This is a genomic window from Pseudomonas sp. NPDC089996 (assembly GCF_044748405.1).
GTDB lineage: Bacteria > Pseudomonadota > Gammaproteobacteria > Pseudomonadales > Pseudomonadaceae > Aquipseudomonas.
On the sequence record NZ_JBIVGA010000022.1, the window covers coordinates 38,936 to 60,615 of the forward strand.

Below are 21,680 nucleotides of genomic sequence, written 5' to 3' on the forward strand. Positions count from 1 at the left end.
GTTTTCAGTCGCTTCAGGGCACTCTATTTCTCGAGGAACAGGGCATGACCACCACTAAGTCGCACCTACATGACATTGGAACAATCGACGCTCAATGCGAGGGTGAGCGTGAAGTTACCCTGAAGCGCTCACTTACCGTTACCGACCTTATCGTCTATGGCATGGTTTACATGCTCCCGATCGCGCCGTTCGCACTGTACGGCATCATCTCGAATGCCTCGAACGGGCTGGTACCTCTGGTCTATGTGTTCAGCGTAGTGGCCATGATGTTTACCGCGCGCAGCTATCAATTGATGAGCCGGGAGTTTCCCGTCGCTGGCTCTGCGTATGCCTATGCAACACAAGGCCTGGGCGAGTTCGCCGGCTTTTTTGCAGGGTGGGTGGTGTTCCTCGACTACATCCTGATCCCGGGGCTGCTGGCGGTCATCAGCGGTGCCGCCATGAACAACCTGTTCCCTGAAATCCCTCGCTGGGCCTGGATCATCGGCTTTGTCAGCCTGGGGACCGCACTGAACCTGGTGGGTGTATCGGTGACGGCCAAGGTCAACAAGTTCTTCCTGCTTGGCATGCTCACGGTACTGGCCATTTTCCTGATTGCCGGTTGCCATGCGCTGTACCAGGGCAAAGGCAATGGCGCGCTGACCTTCGACACGTTCTTCAACAAAGACACGTTCACCTGGTCCGCCATTGGTGCTGGAGTGTTACTGGGCTCATCGAACTTCCTGGGGTTCGATGCCATTACCACCCTGGGCGAAGAGGTGAAGAAAGAACAACGGCACCTGCTTGGCTTCGCCGGCATGGCAACATTGATCATCATCGCGCTACTCGCTGTTGCACAAACCTGGGTCGCCAGCGACCTGGCGGCCGGCGCAGATATCAAATCACCTGACACGGCGTTCTATGACATCGCGCGGTATGCCGGTGGCGACTGGTTGTTCGCACTGACTTCCATCAGCACTGCGATCGCATTCGGCGTGCCCTGCACCATCGTTTGCCAGATGGGCGTGACGCGCATCATCTATGCCATGGGCCGGGACAAGCAGCTGCCGTCCGTACTGGGCCGGCTGAGCAAGAAGACGCGCCAACCTTGGGTGGCCAACCTGTTCGTCGCTGCAGTCACCTTGGTCATCGCCCTGCTGTTTCAGGACCATCTGGAAGAAATTGCCCTGTTCCAGAACTTTGGTGCGCTCACCGCCTTCATGCTGGTGAACATTTCGGTCGTGGGGTACTTCTGGGGCCGCAAGCGCACTGGCAACGTGCTGCAGCACCTGGCGATACCTTTGGTCGCACTGATGATCATCATTGCAATCATGTCGGCCATGCGCCCGATGACGCTGCTCATGGGCAGTTGCTGGCTGGTACTGGGTATCGTGTATTACATCGTCATGCGCTTTGGCTTCGGTCGAAGTGCCGCGATCAAGGTCTGATCGCCGCAGCGCCCCGTGCAAGGGGCGCATGAAGCTGGCGTGGTTTTACATGTCGAACGCGGTCGGTAGCACGATCATGTCGCGGATGGTGATGTTGCGCGAGCGCGTGAGCATGTACATCACGGCATCCGCCACGTCCGCTGGCTCGATCAGGCTGCCGGCCGCCAGTGCCTTCTTCAGGTTCGCTTCCGGCCAGTCAGCCAGCAGTGCGCTGCTGACCGGGCCTGGCGACACCGCGCCGACCCGCACGCCATGTTCGATTACCTGCCTGCGTACGGTCTGCACGAAGCAGTTGATCGCCCACTTCGACGCGCTGTAGGCAGGCTCCCAGGCCACCGGCATGTGCCCGGCCACCGAGCCGGTCACCACGATATCCCCCGCTCCCCGCTCGATCATGTGCGGCAGCACACTGTGTACGTTCTTGATGACGGCATTGACATTGAGGTTGAGCATGCGGTCGATGGCCGCGCTGTCGGAGCTGACAAGATCGCCCCCGACATAGCACCCTGCATTGGCAAAGAAAATGTCGAGCTGCCCCGCCGATTCCAGCACGCCCGTCAGCAGTGCCCCGCATTCCTCTGGCTGCAGCAAGTCGATACGCAGCGGTATCGCCCCCTCGCCCAGGCGCGAGCAAACAGCGGCCAAGCCTCGCTCGTCACGGTCGATCATGACCACACGTGCACCCGCTGCCAACATCGCTTCGGCGGTGGCAAGGCCTATACCGGATGCCGCGCCCGTCACCGCAGCCACTTTCCCCTCGAGTCGCATTTGCATGTCATTACTCCCACAGCCCATTCAGCATGGGCCTTGTTCTTGTTGGAAAAATGTAGACGTTTGCATTTCCGGGTCAGCACCCGGCCACCAGACTTTGGGGAGATCGGCCCCGTAATGTCAACGTCTACATTTTTTACCGCGTGTAGGATTGTTTGATCCAGGGAAGCCTCAAAGCAGTAGCCGGCCCTCTACGACAAGATCCTCCACCGCTTTGGAGGGGTCATCGATCTGCCTGAGCAGCAGGTCGATAGCGCCAATGCCGAGATGGGCCGTGCTGTGACTGACGCACGGAATGGGGTCACCATAGATATCGGCGTAGTGGACCTGGTCGATGCTGAACAAGGCGATGTCCGAGCGGCTCAGGCCTGCCTCGCGCATGGCTTGCAGCGCCCCCAGCGTCATCAGGGCGTTCAGGCCGAAAATGGCCTCGGGGCGCTTGCCGCCCAGCAGGTAGGCGCGCACGGCATCCCGTGCAGGGGCCTGGTTGTAATCGCCGTGCACCACCTCGAGCGTAGTGGGCTCGGGCCATTGCTCCAACGCTCGGCGTATACCTGCCAGCCGTGACAGGGAGATGTTCGAACGCTGTGGCCCTGCCACCACCAGCAGGTGACGCAGCCCTTGCGCCAGCAAGGCCCGTGCGCCTTGATAGCCGCTCTGTTCGTTGTCCAGGTAGACGCCGGCAAAGGGTGCCCTGGCGAGCCTGCGGTCGATCTGCACCACCGGCAGGCCGGCATGCTGCAGCTTGCTCAGGTAATCCGGCTGGTACTGATCATCGTCGCTGACCGCCGAGAGGATCACCCCCGCCACCTGGTAGCTGAGCAACGTATCGATCGCGCGCGCTTCCAGTTCCGCAGAACCGTCGGTATCGAACAGCATGAGCGTGTAGTCGCGTTTTTTCGCTTCACGGGTGATGGCCTTGATGACCTCGCCATAAAACGGGTTCTCCAGGCTTGCCGTGACCAGGCCGAACAGCCGGCTCTCGCGGTTTTTCAGGTTGCGGGCGAAAGCATTGGGGACATAGTTGAGCTCGCGCGCCACCTTGAGGATCAGCTCCAGGGTCTGCTTTTTGACTTTCTCCGGCTGATTGAGCGCACGCGAGACCGTGACGGTGGTCATGTTCACGCGCTTGGCGATATCGGTGATGGTTGCCTTGCCTGGTCTGGTCATGGGCACTCGGGTTCTGGTTGGCAGGTAATGCACGCGATGAGGCGGCAGCTAGGGGCAATTTTCGCCCGGTTGCCGCCCTCGCCACAATGCGCGCTTCGTGTTGTCAGCGGAAAAGCCCTATGGTAGGTTGCAAAAAATGTAAACGTCTACATGGATTATTAGAGGGGGTTCTAGCTGCCTTCCTTGATAGCGCCTGCTGCCACCGTCGCAAATGTAGACGTCTACATTCAACTCATACCAATAATAAGAGGTTGATCCATGACGTACGTTTTCGGTGTCGACATCGGAACCCAAAGCACCAAAGCCCTGCTCATGTCCACTGACGGCCGCATCATTGCGCAGGCATCGGTGGGCTATCAGTTCGAGCAACCTCATCCACTGTGGGCTCAGCAGTGGCCTGACGTGTGGCTGAACGCGGTGTACGAGGCGGTCGCCTGCTGTACAGCCCGCAGCCAGGTGCCAGCGGAACAGATCAAGGCCATCTGCATCAGCAGCCTCTACGGGGGTTCGGGCATTGCAGTCGATGCCGATATCAACGCACTGCACCCCTGCCTGATCTGGATGGACCGCAGAGCGATCCGTGAAGCGGACTGGGTGCGTGAACACCTGGATGTCGAAGCGCTGATGCGTATCACGGGTAACGGTGTCGACAGCTACTACGGCTACACGAAAATGCTCTGGATCAAACGCAACCATCCTCACGTATGGGCACGAACGCGCTACCTGTTGCCGCCGGGCAGTTACGTGCACTACCACCTGACCGGCGAACTGGCCGTCGACCACAGCAGCGCGGGCAATATCGGCGGCGTCTACGACATGCAGGCGCGCCAGTGGTCCGTTGAAATGCTCGATGCCCTGGGCATCGACCCTGCCTTGATGCCGCCACAGCTGGTAGCGCCCGGGGACATCGTCGGCGGCTTGCTGCCCGCCGCCGCAACCCGGTTGGGCCTGCTGCCCGGAACCCCGGTCGTCGCTGGCGGTGTGGATGCGGCAATGGCCAGCCTGGCCGCTGGCGTGATCGAGCCTGGCAACCATGTGGCGATGATGGGCACCAGCATGTGCTGGGGCTTCATCACCCCCTCCAGCGGCCACAGCCATGGTTTGGTGAGCATGCCCTACGTGCATGACAGCGCCCGGCACACCTACCGTTTCGGCGGGGCCATTACAGCAGGTGCGGCGGTGAGCTGGTTCCGCGAACAGTTTTGCAGCCAGGAACAGCAGGTTGCAGCGCAGTCCCCTGGCCTTGAGGTGCACCAGCTGATCGAACAGGCGGCTGCCACCACACCGGCAGGTGCCGAAGGCCTGGTATTTCTGCCGTACCTCATGGGCGAGCGCAGCCCGATCTGGGATGCCAAGGCCTCAGGCGCCTATGTAGGCCTGTCGCTCTACCACACCAAGGCACACCTGTACCGGGCGGTGCTTGAAGGCTTGGCATTCGCCTTGCGGCACAACATCGAGGCGGGCAGCCAAGGCGCTGCCCACCTCGACCCCGAACTGATCGTGGTGGGCGGCGCCACCGCATCGGACCTGTGGATGCAGATCATCGCCGACATCACCGGCTACCCGGTGCTGACCATCGAGCAACAGGTCGAAGCGCCCCTGGGCGGCGCGCTGCTGGCGGCGCTGGCCATCGGCGCCATCGATGACATCAGCCGCATTCGCGAGTGGCGCACCCTGCGCCCTCGCGCCCAGCCCAACCTGCAGAACACAGCGTTGTACGACCAGATGTTCGCGCACTACTGCGCGATCTACCAGGCGCTGAAGCCCACCATGCACGGGCTGGCGCACCTTGGCAGGATGGAGGAATGATGCATGACAACCTTGTTGAACCAATTGAAACGCCACAGCACGGTGGTCGTCGACACCGGTGATACCCACGCCATCAGCCGCTATGCCGCGCAGGACGTCACCACCAACCCTACCTTAATACTCCAGGCAGTCTCGTCCGGCCGCTATGACCGCCTGCTCGACGAGCTGATCGCGAGCGTGTCGGACGTGCCCACGGCGACGGCGGTCGAGCAACTGAGTGAGCGCCTGGTGGTGGCGCTGGGCTGCATCCTGCTGCAGCACGTACCCGGCAGCGTGTCCAGCGAGATCGATGCGCGGCTGTCGTTCGACAGGCCCGCCAGCGTCGCCAAGGCTCGCCGACTCGTCGCGCTTTACCAGGCGGCTGGCATTCCGCGCTCCCGCGTCCTGATCAAGCTTGCTGCGACCTGGGAAGGCATTTGTGCGGCGCGCGAGCTGGAACGCGAAGGTATCCGCTGCAATCTGACCCTGGTCTTCGGCATCGCCCAGGCGCGCGCCTGCGCCGAAGCCGGGGCATACCTGATTTCCCCTTTCGTGGGGCGTGCCCTGGACTGGCACCTGCAGGCCAACCCCGGCATCAGCTATGCCCCGGCGATGGAGCCGGGCGTTCAGCAGGTAGCGGCAATCCATGCCTATCTGCGCCGCCATGGGCATGCAACCTTGGTCATGGCCGCCAGCTTTCGTAATATCGGCGAAATTGTGGCATTGGCAGGTTGCGACCGGCTGACCATCAGCCCGCCACTCATGGAGGAGTTGGCCAGCATCCCTGGCGTGCTCGAACCTGCACTGGTTGCTGTGCCTTGCCAGGAGGCCCCGCCACCCGCGCTGAGCGAGGCCGACTTTCGTTGGCAGCTCAACGAAGATGCGATGGCGTCGGAAAAGCTGGCCGAAGGCATACGCGGCTTCGCCAGGGACCAGTGCCAACTTGAGTGGACGATCAGGCACCGGCTCGCCCGTTGAACTGAAGAGTGGGCGGTGACAGGCCTTTCACGAAAAGTGCCTGATCGCTGCTCGGCGACCGTGCGTTCGAACCCTAGTACCCCGTCATCTCCAGGTACCCCCGCCCCTGTGCGCTGCCACTGACCCGCACCGGCCCTTCCCAATAGGGGAAGCGCGTACCCATCCAGGCCTTGGCCTGCACCGCCTCGACTTGCACATCCAGTTGCATGGCGGGCACCTGCACCCGCCAACGGGTCGGCACCCGCTTGCCGTTGGCCTGGCCGTCCCAGGCCAGCGGCGTCAGCTCGATATCAGCCCCTTGTAACGTACGCACCTGCCCGTCAGCGCCAACCCAGGTGCCGGCGCGGTAGGCCTGCCCTTGGTCTTCACGCACCCGGAACAGCATCAGCTTGGCGCCACTGAGCAGGTGCAGCGAAAACCAGTCCCAGCCACTTTGCCCGGCCGCCAACGGCTGGCTGCTCCACTCCCGGTCGAGCCAGGCCTGCCCCGTGACCGGGATGCGCTGGCCGTCCCGCTCGACCTCGCCACTGACCTGGTAGAACGGCTGGCTGTAATAGTACGAAGCCTGGCCCTTGCCGGACTTTTCGCTGTAACCGCGATCGCCGTGCAGTACCAGCGGCTTGTCGCTGGCCAGGGTCAGGTCATAGCCAAAGCCCTGGCCGCTGGCACGCATCTGCAAGCGGCGGATGCTGTCGTCACCTTGCAGCGACCAGTTATTGATCCACGCCCGGAACGGCCCGGTTTCGACGCCGGCTTGGCCTATGCCGCCACGTGCCAGCGTTTCGCCGACCTGATGGCCGTTCGAGTCGGTCAGGGCGGCGTGCCCCATCCACAGGTTCGGGCTGTTCCAGCCGAGGGTTTCGGGGCCAGGGCGCAGGGCTGAGCGGAACAGTGTCCATTGCACGCCCCAGTCCCGGCCCTGGGCATCGCGCAGGTTGGCGGTGACGTACCACCATTCGATGCGATAGCCGTCGTGGGCGCCGTGGTCGCGGGGGAACACCAGCGCGGTGTCACGCGTGACCTGCCTGAAGGCTGCCGCATCGGCACCCAGGCCGGCATAGCTCCTGGCCGGCGGCGCAGCCGCGTCGCACCCGGCCAACAGCAGGCAGGCCAGCAGCAGCCAAGCTTCAACCCTCATCGGCGAACCGCCGCAACAGGTCGCTCGGCTGGCGCCGCGCCAATTGCCACAACGGCCAGGCACTGGCCAGCAGGCTGGTCAGCACGCCAAGCGCGGCCAGTTGTGCGAGCTGGCTGGCAAACACGTGCCAAGGCAGCCGCCAGCCGAATGCCTGAACGTTCACCACCGCCACCAGGCACCAGGCCAGCAGCAGCCCAAGGGGGATTGCCAGCAACACGGTGAAACCGCTGAGCATCAACGTCTGGCCCAGACTTAACCAAGCCAGCCAGCGGCGTGGCACGCCCAGCGCCCACAGCGGTGCCAGCTGCCCCAGGCGTTGCTGGCCCAGGGTCAGCTGACTGATGAACAGCGCCACGCCAGCAACGCCCAAGGTCAGGCTGTTGAGGGCGGCGGTGACGGCGAAGGTGCGGCTGAATATTTGCGTCGACCAGGCTTTCAGGCTGGCCTGTTCGACCAGCTGCGATTCGTCCAGGCTGTAGCGCTGCTGCAGGTCAGCCTTCACCGTTGCAACCTTGCCGGGGCGGATCAGCAGGCTCAGGCCGTTGAGGCTGGCCGTGGCCGCATGCCGGCGCAGCCAGTCGGCGTTGACCAGCGCATGCCCTTTCGGGTTGCCGTAGTCGGCGTGAATGCCCACCACCCGCATGCCCTGCGGCGGTTCGCCCGGTAGTTGCACTTGATCCCCGATCCCCACGCCAAGGCGCCGCGCCAGTTGCTCGCTGAACATGGCCCCCTGCCCTTTGGCCAACTGCTGCCAGGCATCCGGCGCCTGTTCCAGCAGCGGCCAGTGGCTGCGGTAGAACGGATGATCGATCACACCTTGCACCTGCACTGGCCATTGCTGCAGGCGCCACTCCACTCGCCAGCCTGGTAGCACGGCAGTGACGTCGGGGTCCTGCTGCACGTGCTGGTAGATCTGCAGCGCCTGCGTGCTGTCGCGGGGTGTGACATACAGGTCTGCCGCCAGGCGCTGGTCGAGCCAGCCAACGAAGGTGCGACGAAAGCCTTCGGTCATGCCGCCCACGCCGACGCTAGCGGCCAGGGCCAGCAACAGCGCCATCAGCGCCAGGCTCAACCCCGGCAATTGCTGGCGGCTGTCGGCGATGAACCACTGCGTCAGCGGCCGCCGGGTGCGCCGGGCCACGCTTGCGAGCAACAGGGCCAGCGCGCCCGGCAACAGCAAGGCTGCCGCCAGCAACAGCGCGGCTAGCAGGGTGAAGGCACTCGCCAGGCTGTTGCCAAAGTAGCCGCAGCCCACGGCCAGCAGGGCCAGCACTGCGCCGGCCAGGGCCTGGCGCTTCAACCACGGCACCTGGGCCAGGCGCCACGCCTGGGGTTGGGCGAGCGCCAGCAACGGCAAGCGCGCTGCGCGCAACAGGCTGTCGATGCCGGCCAGCAAGGCACCGAGCAGGCTCACGGCAATCCCCAGCAGCCACCAGAACAGCGGCAGGTGCAAGTGCCCGGAGACCTGCGCACCATACAGGCCGCGCAGGCTGGAAGCGAAATCGGGCAGCAACAGCGCGGCCAGCAAGTAACCCGCTGCCACGCCCGCCAGGCCACCGGCGACGGCGAACAGGCCAAGCTCCAGGGCCAACGCCGCCAGCAGTACCTTCAGGCTGACACCACAAGCACGCAAGGTGCGCATCAGGCTCCGCCGCTGCTCCAGGGCGAGACCGATCGCCGCATGGGCAATGAACAGCCCGACCACGAACGCCAGCAGGCCGAGCGCCGTCAGGTTCAGATGAAAGCTTGCGGTCAGGCGTTGCAGGTCAGTGTCATCGCCCGGTGCTTGAACCTTCAAGCGTTCGGCGACGGCCTGCGGCAACGGCTGGTCGGTGTCGCTGATCAGCCGCGACAGCTGCCCCGGCGCACCGAGCAAGGCCTGGGCCACGCCGATATCGACCAGCATCACGCCGGGTGCCAGTTGTTCATTGAGCATCAGCGGCGGCAACGCCTGCCCTTCGACCGTGTGCTGCTTGCCCGCCAGTTGGCGCAAGGTATCCGGCCCGACCCAGGCTTGCCCTGGTGTGCCGATGAAGGCTTGCAGATCGAAGCGCGCCGGGTCGGCACCTGCGATTGCCATGCCGGGCAGCATGCTCAGCGGTTCGATGCCGATCAGCCTGACGGTAACCGCTGGCTCACCGGCCAGGCGCAAGCGCCCCTCCAGCACCGGTGTCACTTGCCAGCCTTGCTTGCGCAGTTGCACATAGAGCGCCTGGTCGAAGCGCTGCCCGTCGCGGGCAACGAGCTGCCGGTGCGCCGGCCCGCCCAGCATGGCGCTGGCCTGGGCATAGTCGCTGCGCGCCTGGGCGTTGAGTGCCTGCACACCGGTCCACAAGGCCGTGGCCAGCCACAGGCCTGTGAAGATGCTGATGCACTGCAAACGGTGGCGCCGCCAGTGGCTGCCCAGCGCCTGCAGGGTGGTCAGCAGGTTGTTCATGACGGTTGCACCCGGCCCTGGTGCAATACGCAACGGTGCTGCAGGCAGGCAGCCAGGCGCGGGCTGTGGGTCACCATCAGCACGCTGCTGCCGGCCTCGCCGACCAGTTGCAGGAGCAAGGCCAGCACCTCGTCGCTGCTGGCTTCGTCGAGGCTGCCGGTGGGTTCGTCGGCGAGCAACAGCGCCGGCCGGCTGGCCAATGCCCGGCCGATGGCGACCCGTTGCTGCTGGCCGCCGGACAATTGTTCCGGGTAACGATCGAGCAAGGCCGCCAGACCCAGGCGTTCGGCCAGGTAGGCCAGCCATTGCGGGTCATGGCGCCTGGCCAGGCGCGCCTGGAAGGCCAGGTTGGCGGCCACGTCGAGGCTGCTGATCAGGTTGTACTGCTGGAACACCAGGCCGATGCCCTCTCGGCGCCAGCGGGCCAAGGCTGTTTCACCGTGGCCGTGCAGGGGTTCGCCGTCGATGAGGATGCGCCCGCTGTCGGCGCGGTCGAGGCCGGCGACCAGGTGCAGCAAGGTGCTTTTGCCGCTGCCGGATTCGCCCATCAGGGCCAGGCTGCTGCCGCGCGCCAGGGACAGGTCGACACCGCGCAGGACCTGGAGCGGGCCCTGGGCGGTGGGGAAGGATTTTTGTAGTTGCTCGATGACCAGCATTGGGGCTTGGCCTTTAGACTCGGGTCAGACCTTAGGCATAGCTGCTGGCAGCGCTTGTTGGCAAATGCTTGTGTTGTCTTTGAGGGCTTGCCCGCGAACAGTCCAGAACAGGCGACCTAGTTCACCAACGCATGCTGCACTTCCCCGACAGTCGCCGCCAGGCTGTTAAGGTGCAGGCTCAACACCCGCTCCACCGGCGCCTGATCCACCGGCCAGTGCAAGGCAATGCTCCCGGCCAGTTGACCCTGCACCCGCACCGGCAAGGCAATCGCCCGGATCAGGAACGGCAAGCGCACCGGATACTCCCAATACCCCTCGGTGCGCTGCCCGAAGCCCTTGTGCACATCGCCTTCCAGGTCGCGCAGCAGCGCTTCGCCCCCCATCTGCTCATGCCCAGCCAGGCGCTGCACCTCGTCCACCGCCAGCTCCTTCAGACACGCCCGCCCCATCGCCGAATGAAACAGGCTGGCATGCTGCCCGACGATCTGGCAGTTGTTCGGATAACGCTTGCGCAACACCTGCGGAATCGCACTCTCCATCACCTCCAGCCGCTCGCCGTCGAAGCACGACAGATCGACCACCAGCCCGGTGCGTTCGCTCAGTTCCAGCAACAGTGGCGCGGCGCTTTCCACCAGCTGGCGCTTGAAGCGCTGCTGGCGGTCGCCGAACAGGCGACGGGCGCACAGGCGGTAACGCCGGTCGCTCAGGCCGCGGTAGACCCAGCCCTGCTCCTGCAAGGTGGCCAGCATGCGCGAGGCCGTGGCCTTGGGCAGGCCGGTGAGGTAATGCAGCTCCTCCAGCCCCAGGGCCTGATGCTCGCCAAGCAGTTCGACGATGGCCAGAGCCCGCTCCACCGAGCGCACGCCACCGCTATCTGTCGCTGTGCCCATGTATCCGACCTCCCTGTCTGTGCGTGGATGGTCATCATGCCCAGCAAGATACGGGCCGGGCCAGCCCTTTCAGCGTGCCAGCAGACTTGGCGGCGGGCGCCGCTCCACCCAGCGGGTCAGCTGTTCATGGGCGTAGGCCAGCTGCAACACGGCATGGTCGGCCTGGGCCGGGCCTATGATCTGCAGGCCCGTGGGCAGCCCGGCAGCATTGAAACCGACCGGCACGCTCATGCTCGGCAAACCGGCCAGGGTCGGCCCGATCACCACCTCCATCCAGCGGTGGTAGGTGTCCATGGTGCGCCCGCCGACCACCTTCGGCCATGCCTCGGTTGCGTCGAAAGGGAACACCTGAGCCGAGGGCAACAGCAGGAAATCGTAACGCTCGAACAGTTTGTGCAGGGCCTGGTACCACGCGCTGCGGTCCACTGATGCCTGATACACAGCCGCGGCGCTGAGCTGCAAACCGCCCTCCACTTCCCATTGCGCCTCGGGCTTGAGCAGCGCCCGCTTGCCCGGGTCGGCATAGGCCGCCGCCAGGTTGCCGTGCACCAGGAAGTGGCGATGGGTGAGCCAGCATTGCCACAACCGCGCCTGATCGAAGCCGGGCTGGCAGGCCTCGACCGTACAGCCAAGCTCGGCAAAATCGGCCAAAGCGGCTTCGCACAGGGCCAGCACGCCGTCTTCCATCCGCAGGTAGCCGTCGTAGTCACCCAGCCAGCCGACCCGCGCGCCCTTGAAATCGCGTTGCAGCCCCGCCGCAAAGTCACGCTTGCTGTCATTGAGCGACAATGGCACCCGCGCATCATGCCCGGCCTGCACCGTCAGCAAGCGAGCCACATCGGTGACGCTGCGCCCCATCGGCCCCTCGGTGGCCAGCTGCTGCACGAACAGCTCCGGCGTCGGCCCATAGGGCACCCGCCCCAAAGACGGGCGCAGGCCGAACACGTTGTTGAACGCCGCCGGGTTGCGCAGCGAACCCATCATGTCGCTGCCATCGGCCACCGGCAGCAGGCGCATGGCCAGCGCCGCCGCCGCGCCGCCGCTGCTGCCACCGGCCACGCGAGTGGAGTCGTAAGCATTGGTGGTGGTGCCGAAAAGCGTGTTGTAGCTCTGCGAGCCCAGGCCAAACTCCGGCACGTTGCTCTTGCCGATGATAATTGCCCCGCTCGCCCGCACCCGCGCCACACTGATGGCGTCATGGGCCGGCACCTGCTCGGCGAACAGCGGCGAACCCAGGGTGGTGCGCAACCCGGCGGTGGCGGCCAGGTCCTTGATCGCCTGGGGCATGCCGTGCATCCAGCCACGGGACTGGCCACGCGCCAGTTCAGCGTCGCAGGTATCGGCCTCGGCCAGCAGCGTTTCGGCGCCGCGCAGCGACACCAGCGCGTTGACCTGCGGATTACAGCGCTCGATATGGCCCAGGTAAGCCTGCATCACCTCGCGGCACGCCACCTGGCGGGCATGGATGGCCTTGGACAAGGCCTCGGCGTCGAGGGCGACGATCGGGTCGATGGCTAGCGCGTTCACGGTTTCACTCCAAGGTTGTAGGCGACGGCCTTGCCGGCGCGGGGTGCTTCTTTCAGGCAGTAGGTGCCCAGCAGGGTCAGCAGGCAGGCGAACAGCACGTAGAACGACGGCGCCACCGGGGTGCCGAGCACCTTGCTCAGCCAGGTGACGATCAGCGGCGCAAAGCCGCCGAACACCATCACCGCCACGTTGTAGGCCACCGACACGCCGGTGGAGCGCACCTCGACCGGGAACTGCTCGGCCAGCGCGGTCGGCGCCGGGCCGAAGAAGCCGCCGATAGTGCCGCACAGCAGCAGTTGCATCACCAGCAGGCGTTCGATCGACGGCGCCGCAGCCACCCACACATACAGCGGGTAGACCATGACGAAGAACGCCAGGGTGAAGGCCATCAGCACCGGGCGCCGGCCCAGCCGGTCCGACAGTGCACCGGCCAGCGGAATGACCACGGTCATCAGCCCCACCGCGAGCATCTGCACCAGCAGCACCTGGTCCAGCGGCAGGCCGAGGTTATGGTGGGCGAAGGTCGGCATGTTCACCAGCACCACGTAGAACGACACCGTCGCACCACAAGCCAGCCCCATCGACACCAGCAGGCTGCGCCGGTGTTCACGCAGCACCTGCCCCAGGCTCGGCGCCTGGCCCTTGGCCTGCTTGCGCGCCTCGATGAACTCCTCGGGCTCTTCCATGTGCTTGCGGATCCACAACCCCACCGGGCCGATCAGCAAACCGAGCACGAAGGGGATCCGCCAGCCCCAGCTGTCCAGCGCCTCGGGCGTGCACAGGTGGGTGACCAGCGCGACCATCGCCGCCCCGGAAAACACCGCCAGGCACTGCCCCACCAGCTGCCACGAGCCATACAGGCCCTTGCGGTTGGCCGGCGCGCTTTCCACCAGAAACGCCGTGGCACTGGCGTACTCGCCGCCCGTGGCGAAACCCTGCAGCATGCGCGCGACCACGATCAGCAGCGGCGCGCCCATGCCGATGGCCAGGTAGTTGGGGGCAAAGGCGATCATGGCGATCGACACCGTCATCAGGCGGATGATCAGCTGCATCGCCGCCTTGCGCCCCTTGCGGTCGGAGTACATGCCCAGCAGCACCCCACCCACCGGGCGCATGAAGAAGCCCACGCCAAAGGTGGCCAAGGCCATCAGCAGCGAAGCGTATTCGTCGTCCGAGGGGAAAAACTGGTGGGCGATAATGCTCGCCAGAAAGCCGTACACGATAAAGTCGTACCACTCCAGCGCGTTGCCGATGACCGCCGCGACCACTTGCCGGGTACGCGACGCGCCTGTATTGGAAATCTGCATGCGGAACACTCCATCTTCTGTTCAAGTGATCGCCCAGGCGCAGCTGCGCCCGGGTTCCAGCGGCAGTCGTCAATACAGGGGAAAATCAGGCCGGCTTGAGCCAGCTCTCAGCCATGGCGCCCCAGTAGGCGGCGCCGGTCAGCAGGATGTCATCGTTGAAGTCATAGGCCGGGTTGTGCACCATCGGCCGCTGCACGCCGTTGCCGATGAACAGGTAGGCGCCCGGGCAGCGCTGCAGCATCCAGGCGAAGTCTTCGCTGCCCATCAGCTTGCGGGTGTTGCCATCGACCTTGTCGGCCCCCACCAGCGCTTCACCCACCTGCTGGGCAAAGGCATTTTCCGCAGCATGGTTGACCAGTACAGGGTAAGCCGGCCTGTGCTCGATGCTGGCCGTGCAGCCAAAGCTTTCGGCCTGGCTGACGATGATCGCCCGCACCCGCTCCAGGGTCTGCGCCCGCACCTGGGCATCCAGCGCCCGCAGGCTCAGGCGCAGCAGCGCCTGCTGCGGGATCACATTGGCCGCCTCGCCCGCCTGCAGTGCACCGACCGTGACCACCGCCGCCTCCTGGGCATCGATATTGCGCGCCACCACGGTCTGCAGCGCCATCACCACACTGGCCGCTGCCACTAGCGGGTCGACCGTCAGGTGCGGCATCGAACCATGCCCACCGACGCCCTCGATGGTCACGGTCAGCAGGTCCTGCGAAGCCATCATCGGCCCCTCGCGGAAGCCCAGGTACCCGGCCGGCAGCCCCGGCATGTTGTGCATGCCGAACAGCGCATCACAGGGGAAGCGCTCCAGTAGCCCATCGGCGAGCATCGCCTCGGCCCCACCCTGGCCCTCCTCGGCCGGCTGGAAGATCAGCGTCAGCGTGCCATCGAACTGCCGCGTCGCCGCCAGGTAGCGCGCCGCCCCCAGCAGCATGGTGGTATGCCCGTCATGGCCGCAGGCGTGCATGCAGCCCTGGTGGCGGCTGCTGTAGGCAGCGCCGGTGGCCTCATGGATCGGCAACGCGTCCATGTCGGCGCGCAGGCCCAGCTTGCGCGGGCTGCTACCATTGCGCAGCACCCCGACCACACCGGTCTTGCCGATGCCGGTGTGCACCTCGTAGCCCCACTGTTGCAGCAGCGTGGCGACCAGGGCCGAGGTGCGGCTTTCTTCGAAGCCGAGTTCAGGGTGGGCGTGGATATCGTGGCGGATGGCGTGCAGGTCGCTGGCCACGTCATTGAGCCAGGCCAGGATGTGCTGGTGTTGCTGCATGGGGAATCTCCTCGCGCGGGTGGGTCCCGTTCTTGTTGTTCGCTTTGAGATCACGACGGATAAGGCAGGTCGTGCTTGGCGACAGATAAGCGCGAGTGGGGCAGGAGTACAAACGAATGTGGTTCCATGCAGTGGAACAGGTCGAACGAAAGCTGCCAAGTCAAGCACCTGCATCAGTCAACTTCCCAGGGCTGACGCAGTCCCTGTGGGAGCGGGTTTACCCGCGAACACGGGCGCAGCTCGTGCCATGCAACCCCATTTCCACTAGCCACTCCATGGCCCGGTTACTGACTCAACCTGCCGGATATCGCTGCACAAACTCTCGAAAAACAGCCTCACTGTTCAACACCCTCGCCGAACGATCCTCAAGTTCCTCTGCCTCCTCATCATCCGTGATGGTGGCAAACAACACCGGGACGTCTGAAAATACGGTCTCGAAAAAACCCTCGTCCCGCAGCCCCGCCAATACATCGATCATCAACTGATTCAGGCGCTGCCTGAACGCCCCGAAGTCCTCGGTCGGCTCGGCCGATGCCAGGTCCCTGCACACCGCATTGAAACACCCCCCGCGCCAGGCTTCGTAAGCCCACTCCGACGAACTCCAGGTGTAATACGGCCGCAGTTCCGCACGTTCCGCTTCGGGTTCCCGTTCGAGCTTCTGCTCAAGGGCTTGCCGTGAGTTGGCGGCTACCCCCAGCGTCATTGCTCCGCTATCCGTGTAGACCGCACAGGCGTAAAACGCCTCCTCGGGGTGCGTAGCAAGCAAATCAGACAGCACGGTTTTTACTGCGACGGCGGTGTTCGCCTCAAGGGCTTTCCAGTCCATTGGGTATTTCCTCACGTGGGTAGATGCTCAGAGCTCAATTGTAAATGCCATGATCCTGGGCTTTCTGGATAAACATATCCTGCAAATCGCCCTGAATCTCCTCTCCATCAAGACGCACAATGCACTCACCCTCCAAATCACCAGGGAAATGAACACCGTCCAATGTCCCTAAGATCACAGAGGCGCTATCAGCAATCACCACCTTGAGGAATTCGACAACATCATCCCTTTGCCCGGCACTTAACAACGCAAGCGCATTGCCCGCGCGAGCATAGGCATCCTGCCCTCCATCAACGGGTCTGGCGAGTGCGTCCTTGTAGTGGTAGAAATGCTCACTGAACAGTTCGGAAAAAACAGCATCCACGAATGCTTGGTCGCTCATGGTCAACTTCCTGTCTACGCCTTAATTGCCTTCGAATAGCCCAATATAGCGCAAGCCATTATAGTACTCTTTCAATGGCGTCGAAATATTAAAACTACCATCAGAATACCAGAACATCGCATTCATTTTCACAATGCCTAGCCTGGCACACACGGCTTTGACCCTTCTCCACTCACTTGCATCGATTGCGGACTCGCCCAGCATGGCGTCACCCCCCACCAACACCGGCTTGCGTGAGATGATGCCTATGAAGTCCTCATCGTACCAGCGTTCGCTGACATCGGCACAAAACTGGCAGATCGGGTATCGAGGGTCATCAATTTCATAGTCACTTGTGTAGTCGATTTCAAAGTACTTCAGGTATTCCTCTTCCGGGCTGAAATTTCCCCGAGCCAGAGATGAACCTTGTTGAATCGTTCGACATCGTACTTATCTACGCTCTCGTGCAGTTCGTCATTCATGGCCTGCTCCTCTAGTTCCAATCAGCGACGCCAAGCAGGCTGGCACGCCAAGTTATACCATTGTGCCTTAGCAGTGGTAGACTCCAAAACTTGCAAACTGCAACAATCACAGCTCCAAAAATGCATCACACTTACAGAAGTAAATGAACGCTTCTAAATAGTCCTCGACCGTAGGCACTGGAAGCTGGCTGTTCCGATAATCAATAACATCCTGGATCATGGCTTTGTCCAATGTTTCAATCCACCCTTCACTGCCAACCTGCATGGGCAGGTACTCCGTCGAATTTGGGGGATAGTCACGGCTATCCTATGAAAATGAACCTCTTGTATCAAGTGCCCAATGGGAATTAGGCAAATAGAATCAAGAGTCTGGCATCACATCCAGCCTCTCAAAAACTTCTCGCATGCTATAGTTTTTCCAAGCATCACATTTCCTCAGTTAAGGTCATCCGGCCCAAGACTACCAAAACCCTATCATGCAACCTGAACAAAAAAGCAACCGTCAGCTTTCTGGCAGTCCATTTTTTTATTGATAAGTAAAAAGCCCATGGCATCTTTTAAATACAAGGCATCTTTAAAAGGCTCGGGAAAATCTGCGGAATAGACCTGGCAAAAAAAACTGAACCCATCAGACAACGTTGAAAATACCCGCGCGCCCTCTGGTATAGACTCGAATACCATGGACGACGTGCTCAGGCCACTGTCGGCCAATGAGATCTCGTCAAAATCGGCATGCTCAAGGGGGATAGACGGCCTAGGGGACTGAATAGACATTTCAGCGTCGGAATGAACAACGTAGGTATAAGACAGGCAACCCTTACTCAGCTGCACCTCCTCCACAGTAATCAAATCGAGAAAATAGTCATCCCGGTCATAGGTAGAAAAAACATGCAAATACCCATGCGACGGAAAATCCGCCCTGTTCAGCCGTCGCCTTGCAGCCTCGCAGTCGATGGTAAACAGGAGTAGAAGATCCTGGCCGTCAGGGTTTTTCGGCCAGACAGAGACGTAGGCCCTGTCACCCCCAAAACTAAATGGCGGCCGTTCGCCTAAGGCTGAAATTATTCTTCGCACACGCATGATTAGCTCCTGCCGGTTGCACATATTTCAAAAAGCGCTGAGGGACGTAACTGAGCCTTCACGCCAAGCTAGATAACAACGATCTGACCTTTCAGGAGCCCAACCGGCCACCTACCGGCCAAGTACAAATCGACTATCTTGGCCCACGCCACTGAATTCCCGAAGTAATTCTCTGACACATATTGACGAAATGCGAAGCAGGCCGCATTTCGGGCAGCAAAACTGAATCATGTGCTCCTGCTATGAGTGATGCGCTCGGCGCTTGCTTGATTGACTGCATGACAGCCTTGTTAACCTTCAGCTGTAGATCAGTCAGCTCCTTCGTAAACGTCGGAAATTGGTTGAACGGGTCTTCTTGAGTGGGGGATGTTGGTAACCATACAAGATTCTCTAGACGATCCAACGCCTCCTGATCATGCGGCGCGACGAATATCCTGGATACGCTTTCAACATAGACCACACCGTCCGTGACGGCTCCAGGTTCACCCATGGCGCAAAAGAAGCGCGCCTGGGCTATATCATGAATAAACTTGTCAATAGCCTGCATGCATACCCTCAGTTGCCATCACCATTGGCAAGCTCTCGAATAGCCTGCCTGATGCACTCAACATAGAGCTCTTCAAAATTCTGATAGATTATATTTTTACGCTTGGTTCTCTTGAAAGAAAGCTCTGTTTCGATGATCACAGGCTCGCCAGTAACCCCGATGTTCGAAGTATCTATGGAGTAGATAGACCCGTATCCAGAAGCCTTGATCACAATCATGGCTTCATCGGCATCACCATTGGCACGTGCGCTTTTTGTCGCAAACACCACGTTAGGTATCGATGCACCGTCCACGCCACCCCGGGTGATCCCATAGTAGGTATCACCTGCGAAGGACAACGCCCCATATTTTTTGAGGAATAGTTTGTAAGATAACGGAAATTCAAGCCCTAAGGCATTCTCAAATTCCCCGATCATTTGGTCATCAAACGCACCGGCAAATGCCGGCTCTTCGCCGCTGTCCAAAATTTCCGACTCAATAATATCTATATAGCTCATATGCCCCAAGCCCATATAGCCGACACTCACGCACTGCGAATTAAAAGCTTGGCAATTATCCTTTCTCGAGCACATTATACCTATACTTTCATCCTCGAATACCAGATATCATCCACCCTTGAGAAAAAACCTTGCAGCACGCAATACGTAGGTGTAATTCAGGAAACATAACCTAAACATCTTGAAACCATCAGGCTTACATGCACGCATGTCAAATATAAGTTTCTTGCCAATTCCGCCCGCTTTGCAAATCCCGTCCAGAAACCATAATCACACCCTTATCTACAGCAAAGGTTAGTCTGAACAAAGCAGCCAAGCCCTTGGTCTTTTTTATGACAACAGCAATCTTCTTTTGATTAACTTCAACGACTTCTACCTGATCATTTTTTTCATCATACTCCGGGCACCTTCCGCACACCAAGCTCTCTACTCTGTCGTAGTTTCTTCCGCCCGGAAGAACAAACTTTCTAAATATTTTCAAAAGATCCTCACGCATTACCTCTTCAAGATCCACTTCCGACGAATCACCACCTAAGGCCTCAATACTTTTTTGATAATATTTCACCTCCCAGTCATACATCTCACGCATAAAATCTCTCAGCGTCTTCCCAAAAACTTTACTCAGCTCAGTTACTGAATATTTTTGCACATACTCGTTCTCCACCCCTGAATACATTGCTACTTACTTAGCTGACCTCAGGCAGCTGATATCGCGCCTGCCGCCGGCGAACTCACAAGGGAGCACGGCGCCACTTTTCATCAAAACTCAATACCTCTTTCATTTTTATTTTCCATTCACTTTCGTGACACACCATATAAATTCGCGAAGCTGTTTCCGCGCCTTTGACTTGCTGCACGCGTACAGTCATACTTTTTTCATTTTTATCCAAAACCTCAATTTCGTCAGAATCGGGATCATAGGTTGCAGGCTTAGTGCATCCTAAATCCATAAGACGCCCATAGTTGGACTTATCCTTAACGGCATACTTATTCAGAATGCACTCTAACTTACAAGCATATTCTTCCTTTAAGCCTGAATCATCAACTTCCTGACCGAGGGCTTGCTTGCGCGCCTCAAAAAAACTGACTTCCCAGGCATTCATCTCATTCATGAGGCAATGAGACTCTCAACAATACTTTCTCTAGACATAACTGGCCCCACAAGTAGCATCAAAAATTGTTACGCCTTGTCACCTGAATAAACCAGAGACACCTCTATCACATAACGTACCTTGTTGAGCTTGGCGCTGTGGATAGAGATCCATGCCATTGACACTCCCTTTTGTAAAAGGTCAGCAGCCATACCACCCACAAGCAACGACTTTCAAGCAGATGGCCCTGCGACAGATACCCACGCGACATAATCAACAAACGGAAATTTTCACTGTTGATCGTAACTAAGTTCATCTAATTCATCGCCCGGCGGTGCAAGTTCAAATATCCTACTCGCCAAATCACAGATGTGTTGCGACCAGGCAACCTTGGCTACCCACTCCGGCGGCATGCTCGATACTCCGTAGAGCGCACCTGCAATCTGTCCTGCCGTGGCAGCAACACTGTCGGCATCATCGGCGAGATTGGCAGCCAGCACGATTGCATCCCTGAAATTGTCCGTATTCCACACAGCCCAGAGCGCTGCTTCCAAGGTATCCACCACATACCCGGACGAGCGAATCTGCTCACGGGATTTGTGCTTGTACTCCCCGGCATTGATGATCATTGCGCGTGGCCGTAGGGGGCGCACTCTCGGTGCCAATGCCTCTTGCTTGTCTGCCCCATTGAGCGCCAGGTGCAACTGGGCAGCGAACAGCTTGCAGCAATCCTGAACCTCCACTGCGCCATGGGTCACGCCACTTTGGGTGACGCTCTCCCACCAGCTTGCCGAGAGCGAATGACGCCTGAAAATGGCCGTAGGCGCGAGGCGTATCAACGAACCATTGCCTGCGGTCGAGGCCTCGAGATTACCAACCCAGCCAACCCCCTGTGCCTCCCACCCTTCCAGCGCTCGGCGGGTGACATTGCCGATGTCGAAGCAGCGGCCGTTGACGCTGTTCTCGCCCTGCCGGTACCAGCGCACCATGGCATCGGCGAAGGTCGCGTAGTCGAACTTGCCCTTGGTCGCATAGGTGTCCGCCAGGCACAGCGCCATGCTGGTATCGTCGGTCCACTCACCCGGCGCGAGGCGGAAAGGCCCGCCGCCGACCATGTCGCTGACATGCCCTTGATCGCGCCGCTGAAACTCCAGAGTCGTGCCTACCGCATCACCAATCGCCAGGCCCAACAGTGCGCCTTGCGCGCGGTCCAGCGCCTGGTCCGGTGATAACGTGCAGGGCCTGTCGCTCAGCCAGGCCGGCTTGATACGGGGCAGTCTGGGGGCGGCGGGCTCCAGCGTGTAGTCCATGCGCTGCTGCAATTGCGGCGACCACTCGGGCAAGAGGTCGACGTAACGCTGGACGTACTCGCTCAGCGTTGCATCCGGGCTTCTCAGGTCGATCATGCTGATTCCTTGCTGTGGGTTGCGCTCATCCATGCGAACA

The 21,680-nt window shown here is 61.0% G+C and carries 21 protein-coding genes; 3 read left to right on the top strand and 18 right to left on the bottom strand.

The annotated features are described in order from the left end of the window. Positions 1 to 44: 44 nt before the first annotated feature. On the top strand, positions 45 to 1,427 hold the full coding sequence (locus tag ACIPW4_RS25510; RefSeq protein WP_400662984.1) for an APC family permease: 1,383 nt from the start codon (positions 45 to 47) through the stop codon (positions 1,425 to 1,427). Positions 1,428 to 1,472: 45 nt separating this feature from the next. Here the strand turns inward: ACIPW4_RS25510 and ACIPW4_RS25515 are convergent, their stop codons facing one another. Both ACIPW4_RS25515 and ACIPW4_RS25520 read right to left on the bottom strand, forming a co-directional pair. Continuing rightward, on the bottom strand, positions 1,473 to 2,201 hold the full coding sequence (locus ACIPW4_RS25515) for an SDR family oxidoreductase (protein ID WP_400662986.1): 729 nt from the start codon (positions 2,199 to 2,201) through the stop codon (positions 1,473 to 1,475). Positions 2,202 to 2,369: 168 nt separating this feature from the next. Continuing rightward, a complete protein-coding gene (locus ACIPW4_RS25520) occupies positions 2,370 to 3,368 on the bottom strand; it encodes a LacI family DNA-binding transcriptional regulator (protein ID WP_400662989.1) in 999 nt (332 codons plus the stop codon). A gap of 258 nt (positions 3,369 to 3,626) precedes the next feature. On the opposite strand from ACIPW4_RS25520, the gene ACIPW4_RS25525 reads away from it, so the two are divergent. Together ACIPW4_RS25525 and ACIPW4_RS25530 are read left to right on the top strand one after the other, a co-directional pair. Further along, a complete protein-coding gene (locus tag ACIPW4_RS25525; RefSeq protein WP_400662992.1) occupies positions 3,627 to 5,177 on the top strand; it encodes an FGGY-family carbohydrate kinase in 1,551 nt (516 codons plus the stop codon). Positions 5,178 to 5,180: 3 nt separating this feature from the next. Next, entirely contained in the window at positions 5,181 to 6,134 is a 954-nt protein-coding gene (locus ACIPW4_RS25530) for a transaldolase (RefSeq protein WP_400662994.1), read from the top strand. Positions 6,135 to 6,207: 73 nt separating this feature from the next. Here the strand turns inward: ACIPW4_RS25530 and ACIPW4_RS25535 are convergent, their stop codons facing one another. The 16 genes from ACIPW4_RS25535 to tri1 form a co-directional block, all read right to left on the bottom strand. Beyond that, positions 6,208 to 7,272, bottom strand: coding sequence for a lipocalin-like domain-containing protein (locus ACIPW4_RS25535; protein WP_400662996.1), 1,065 nt, complete (start codon positions 7,270 to 7,272; stop codon positions 6,208 to 6,210). Further along, entirely contained in the window at positions 7,262 to 9,709 is a 2,448-nt protein-coding gene (locus tag ACIPW4_RS25540; RefSeq protein WP_400662999.1) for an ABC transporter permease, read from the bottom strand. Before ACIPW4_RS25540 ends, ACIPW4_RS25535 begins: the two co-directional genes overlap by 11 nt. Continuing rightward, positions 9,706 to 10,365 carry an ABC transporter ATP-binding protein gene (locus tag ACIPW4_RS25545; RefSeq protein WP_400663001.1) on the bottom strand — a complete coding sequence of 220 codons (660 nt, stop codon included), beginning with the start codon at positions 10,363 to 10,365 and terminating at the stop codon, positions 9,706 to 9,708. Before ACIPW4_RS25545 ends, ACIPW4_RS25540 begins: the two co-directional genes overlap by 4 nt. A 116-nt stretch (positions 10,366 to 10,481) precedes the next feature. Next, entirely contained in the window at positions 10,482 to 11,255 is a 774-nt protein-coding gene (locus ACIPW4_RS25550) for an IclR family transcriptional regulator (RefSeq protein WP_400663003.1), read from the bottom strand. A 69-nt stretch (positions 11,256 to 11,324) separates the two neighbouring features. After that, entirely contained in the window at positions 11,325 to 12,782 is a 1,458-nt protein-coding gene (locus tag ACIPW4_RS25555; protein WP_400663005.1) for an amidase, read from the bottom strand. Beyond that, positions 12,779 to 14,089, bottom strand: a complete 1,311-nt coding sequence (locus tag ACIPW4_RS25560) for a citrate-proton symporter (protein WP_400663007.1) — start codon at positions 14,087 to 14,089, stop codon at positions 12,779 to 12,781. The genes ACIPW4_RS25555 and ACIPW4_RS25560 overlap by 4 nt, the downstream gene beginning before the upstream one ends. 85 nt (positions 14,090 to 14,174) lie before the next feature. Further along, complete coding sequence (locus ACIPW4_RS25565) at positions 14,175 to 15,350, bottom strand: M20 aminoacylase family protein (protein WP_400663010.1); 1,176 nt, start codon at positions 15,348 to 15,350, stop codon at positions 14,175 to 14,177. A 292-nt stretch (positions 15,351 to 15,642) separates the two neighbouring features. Then, positions 15,643 to 16,176, bottom strand: a complete 534-nt coding sequence (locus tag ACIPW4_RS25570) for a DUF4303 domain-containing protein (protein ID WP_400663013.1) — start codon at positions 16,174 to 16,176, stop codon at positions 15,643 to 15,645. Positions 16,177 to 16,210: 34 nt separating this feature from the next. Then, positions 16,211 to 16,558, bottom strand: a complete 348-nt coding sequence (locus tag ACIPW4_RS25575; RefSeq protein WP_400663016.1) for a hypothetical protein — start codon at positions 16,556 to 16,558, stop codon at positions 16,211 to 16,213. Positions 16,559 to 16,579: 21 nt separating this feature from the next. Further along, positions 16,580 to 16,954, bottom strand: coding sequence for an immunity 22 family protein (locus ACIPW4_RS25580; protein WP_400663049.1), 375 nt, complete (start codon positions 16,952 to 16,954; stop codon positions 16,580 to 16,582). Between the two features lie 539 nt (positions 16,955 to 17,493). Then, complete coding sequence (locus ACIPW4_RS25585; protein WP_400663018.1) at positions 17,494 to 18,099, bottom strand: DUF1963 domain-containing protein; 606 nt, start codon at positions 18,097 to 18,099, stop codon at positions 17,494 to 17,496. A gap of 133 nt (positions 18,100 to 18,232) precedes the next feature. Continuing rightward, the gene (locus ACIPW4_RS25590) at positions 18,233 to 18,646 is read right to left on the bottom strand and encodes a hypothetical protein (protein WP_400663021.1); all 414 of its coding nucleotides are present in this window, start codon (positions 18,644 to 18,646) and stop codon (positions 18,233 to 18,235) included. Between the two features lie 8 nt (positions 18,647 to 18,654). Then, positions 18,655 to 19,143: an SMI1/KNR4 family protein gene (locus ACIPW4_RS25595; RefSeq protein ID WP_400663024.1), complete on the bottom strand. Its 489-nt coding sequence runs from the start codon at positions 19,141 to 19,143 to the stop codon at positions 18,655 to 18,657. A 211-nt stretch (positions 19,144 to 19,354) separates the two neighbouring features. After that, positions 19,355 to 19,792, bottom strand: coding sequence for an NTF2 fold immunity protein (locus tag ACIPW4_RS25600; protein ID WP_400663027.1), 438 nt, complete (start codon positions 19,790 to 19,792; stop codon positions 19,355 to 19,357). Between the two features lie 82 nt (positions 19,793 to 19,874). Then, positions 19,875 to 20,246: an NTF2 fold immunity protein gene (locus ACIPW4_RS25605; RefSeq protein WP_400663030.1), complete on the bottom strand. Its 372-nt coding sequence runs from the start codon at positions 20,244 to 20,246 to the stop codon at positions 19,875 to 19,877. 278 nt (positions 20,247 to 20,524) lie between these two features. Further along, positions 20,525 to 21,640, bottom strand: coding sequence for an ADP-ribosylarginine hydrolase Tri1 (gene tri1 / locus ACIPW4_RS25610; protein ID WP_400663033.1), 1,116 nt, complete (start codon positions 21,638 to 21,640; stop codon positions 20,525 to 20,527). Positions 21,641 to 21,680: the final 40 nt, after the last annotated feature.

Coding starts and splice junctions, on each gene's coding strand:
- ACIPW4_RS25510 (WP_400662984.1), top strand. CDS start 45: ATGACCACCACTAAGTCGCACCTACATGACATTGGAACAATCGACGCT.
- ACIPW4_RS25515 (WP_400662986.1), bottom strand. CDS start 2,201: ATGCAAATGCGACTCGAGGGGAAAGTGGCTGCGGTGACGGGCGCGGCA.
- ACIPW4_RS25520 (WP_400662989.1), bottom strand. CDS start 3,368: ATGACCAGACCAGGCAAGGCAACCATCACCGATATCGCCAAGCGCGTG.
- ACIPW4_RS25525 (WP_400662992.1), top strand. CDS start 3,627: ATGACGTACGTTTTCGGTGTCGACATCGGAACCCAAAGCACCAAAGCC.
- ACIPW4_RS25530 (WP_400662994.1), top strand. CDS start 5,181: ATGACAACCTTGTTGAACCAATTGAAACGCCACAGCACGGTGGTCGTC.
- ACIPW4_RS25535 (WP_400662996.1), bottom strand. CDS start 7,272: ATGAGGGTTGAAGCTTGGCTGCTGCTGGCCTGCCTGCTGTTGGCCGGG.
- ACIPW4_RS25540 (WP_400662999.1), bottom strand. CDS start 9,709: ATGAACAACCTGCTGACCACCCTGCAGGCGCTGGGCAGCCACTGGCGG.
- ACIPW4_RS25545 (WP_400663001.1), bottom strand. CDS start 10,365: ATGCTGGTCATCGAGCAACTACAAAAATCCTTCCCCACCGCCCAGGGC.
- ACIPW4_RS25550 (WP_400663003.1), bottom strand. CDS start 11,255: ATGGGCACAGCGACAGATAGCGGTGGCGTGCGCTCGGTGGAGCGGGCT.
- ACIPW4_RS25560 (WP_400663007.1), bottom strand. CDS start 14,089: ATGCAGATTTCCAATACAGGCGCGTCGCGTACCCGGCAAGTGGTCGCG.
- ACIPW4_RS25565 (WP_400663010.1), bottom strand. CDS start 15,350: ATGCAGCAACACCAGCACATCCTGGCCTGGCTCAATGACGTGGCCAGC.
- ACIPW4_RS25570 (WP_400663013.1), bottom strand. CDS start 16,176: ATGGACTGGAAAGCCCTTGAGGCGAACACCGCCGTCGCAGTAAAAACC.
- ACIPW4_RS25575 (WP_400663016.1), bottom strand. CDS start 16,558: ATGAGCGACCAAGCATTCGTGGATGCTGTTTTTTCCGAACTGTTCAGT.
- ACIPW4_RS25585 (WP_400663018.1), bottom strand. CDS start 18,099: ATGCGTGTGCGAAGAATAATTTCAGCCTTAGGCGAACGGCCGCCATTT.
- ACIPW4_RS25590 (WP_400663021.1), bottom strand. CDS start 18,646: ATGCAGGCTATTGACAAGTTTATTCATGATATAGCCCAGGCGCGCTTC.
- ACIPW4_RS25595 (WP_400663024.1), bottom strand. CDS start 19,143: ATGAGCTATATAGATATTATTGAGTCGGAAATTTTGGACAGCGGCGAA.
- ACIPW4_RS25605 (WP_400663030.1), bottom strand. CDS start 20,246: ATGAATGCCTGGGAAGTCAGTTTTTTTGAGGCGCGCAAGCAAGCCCTC.
- tri1 (WP_400663033.1), bottom strand. CDS start 21,640: ATGATCGACCTGAGAAGCCCGGATGCAACGCTGAGCGAGTACGTCCAG.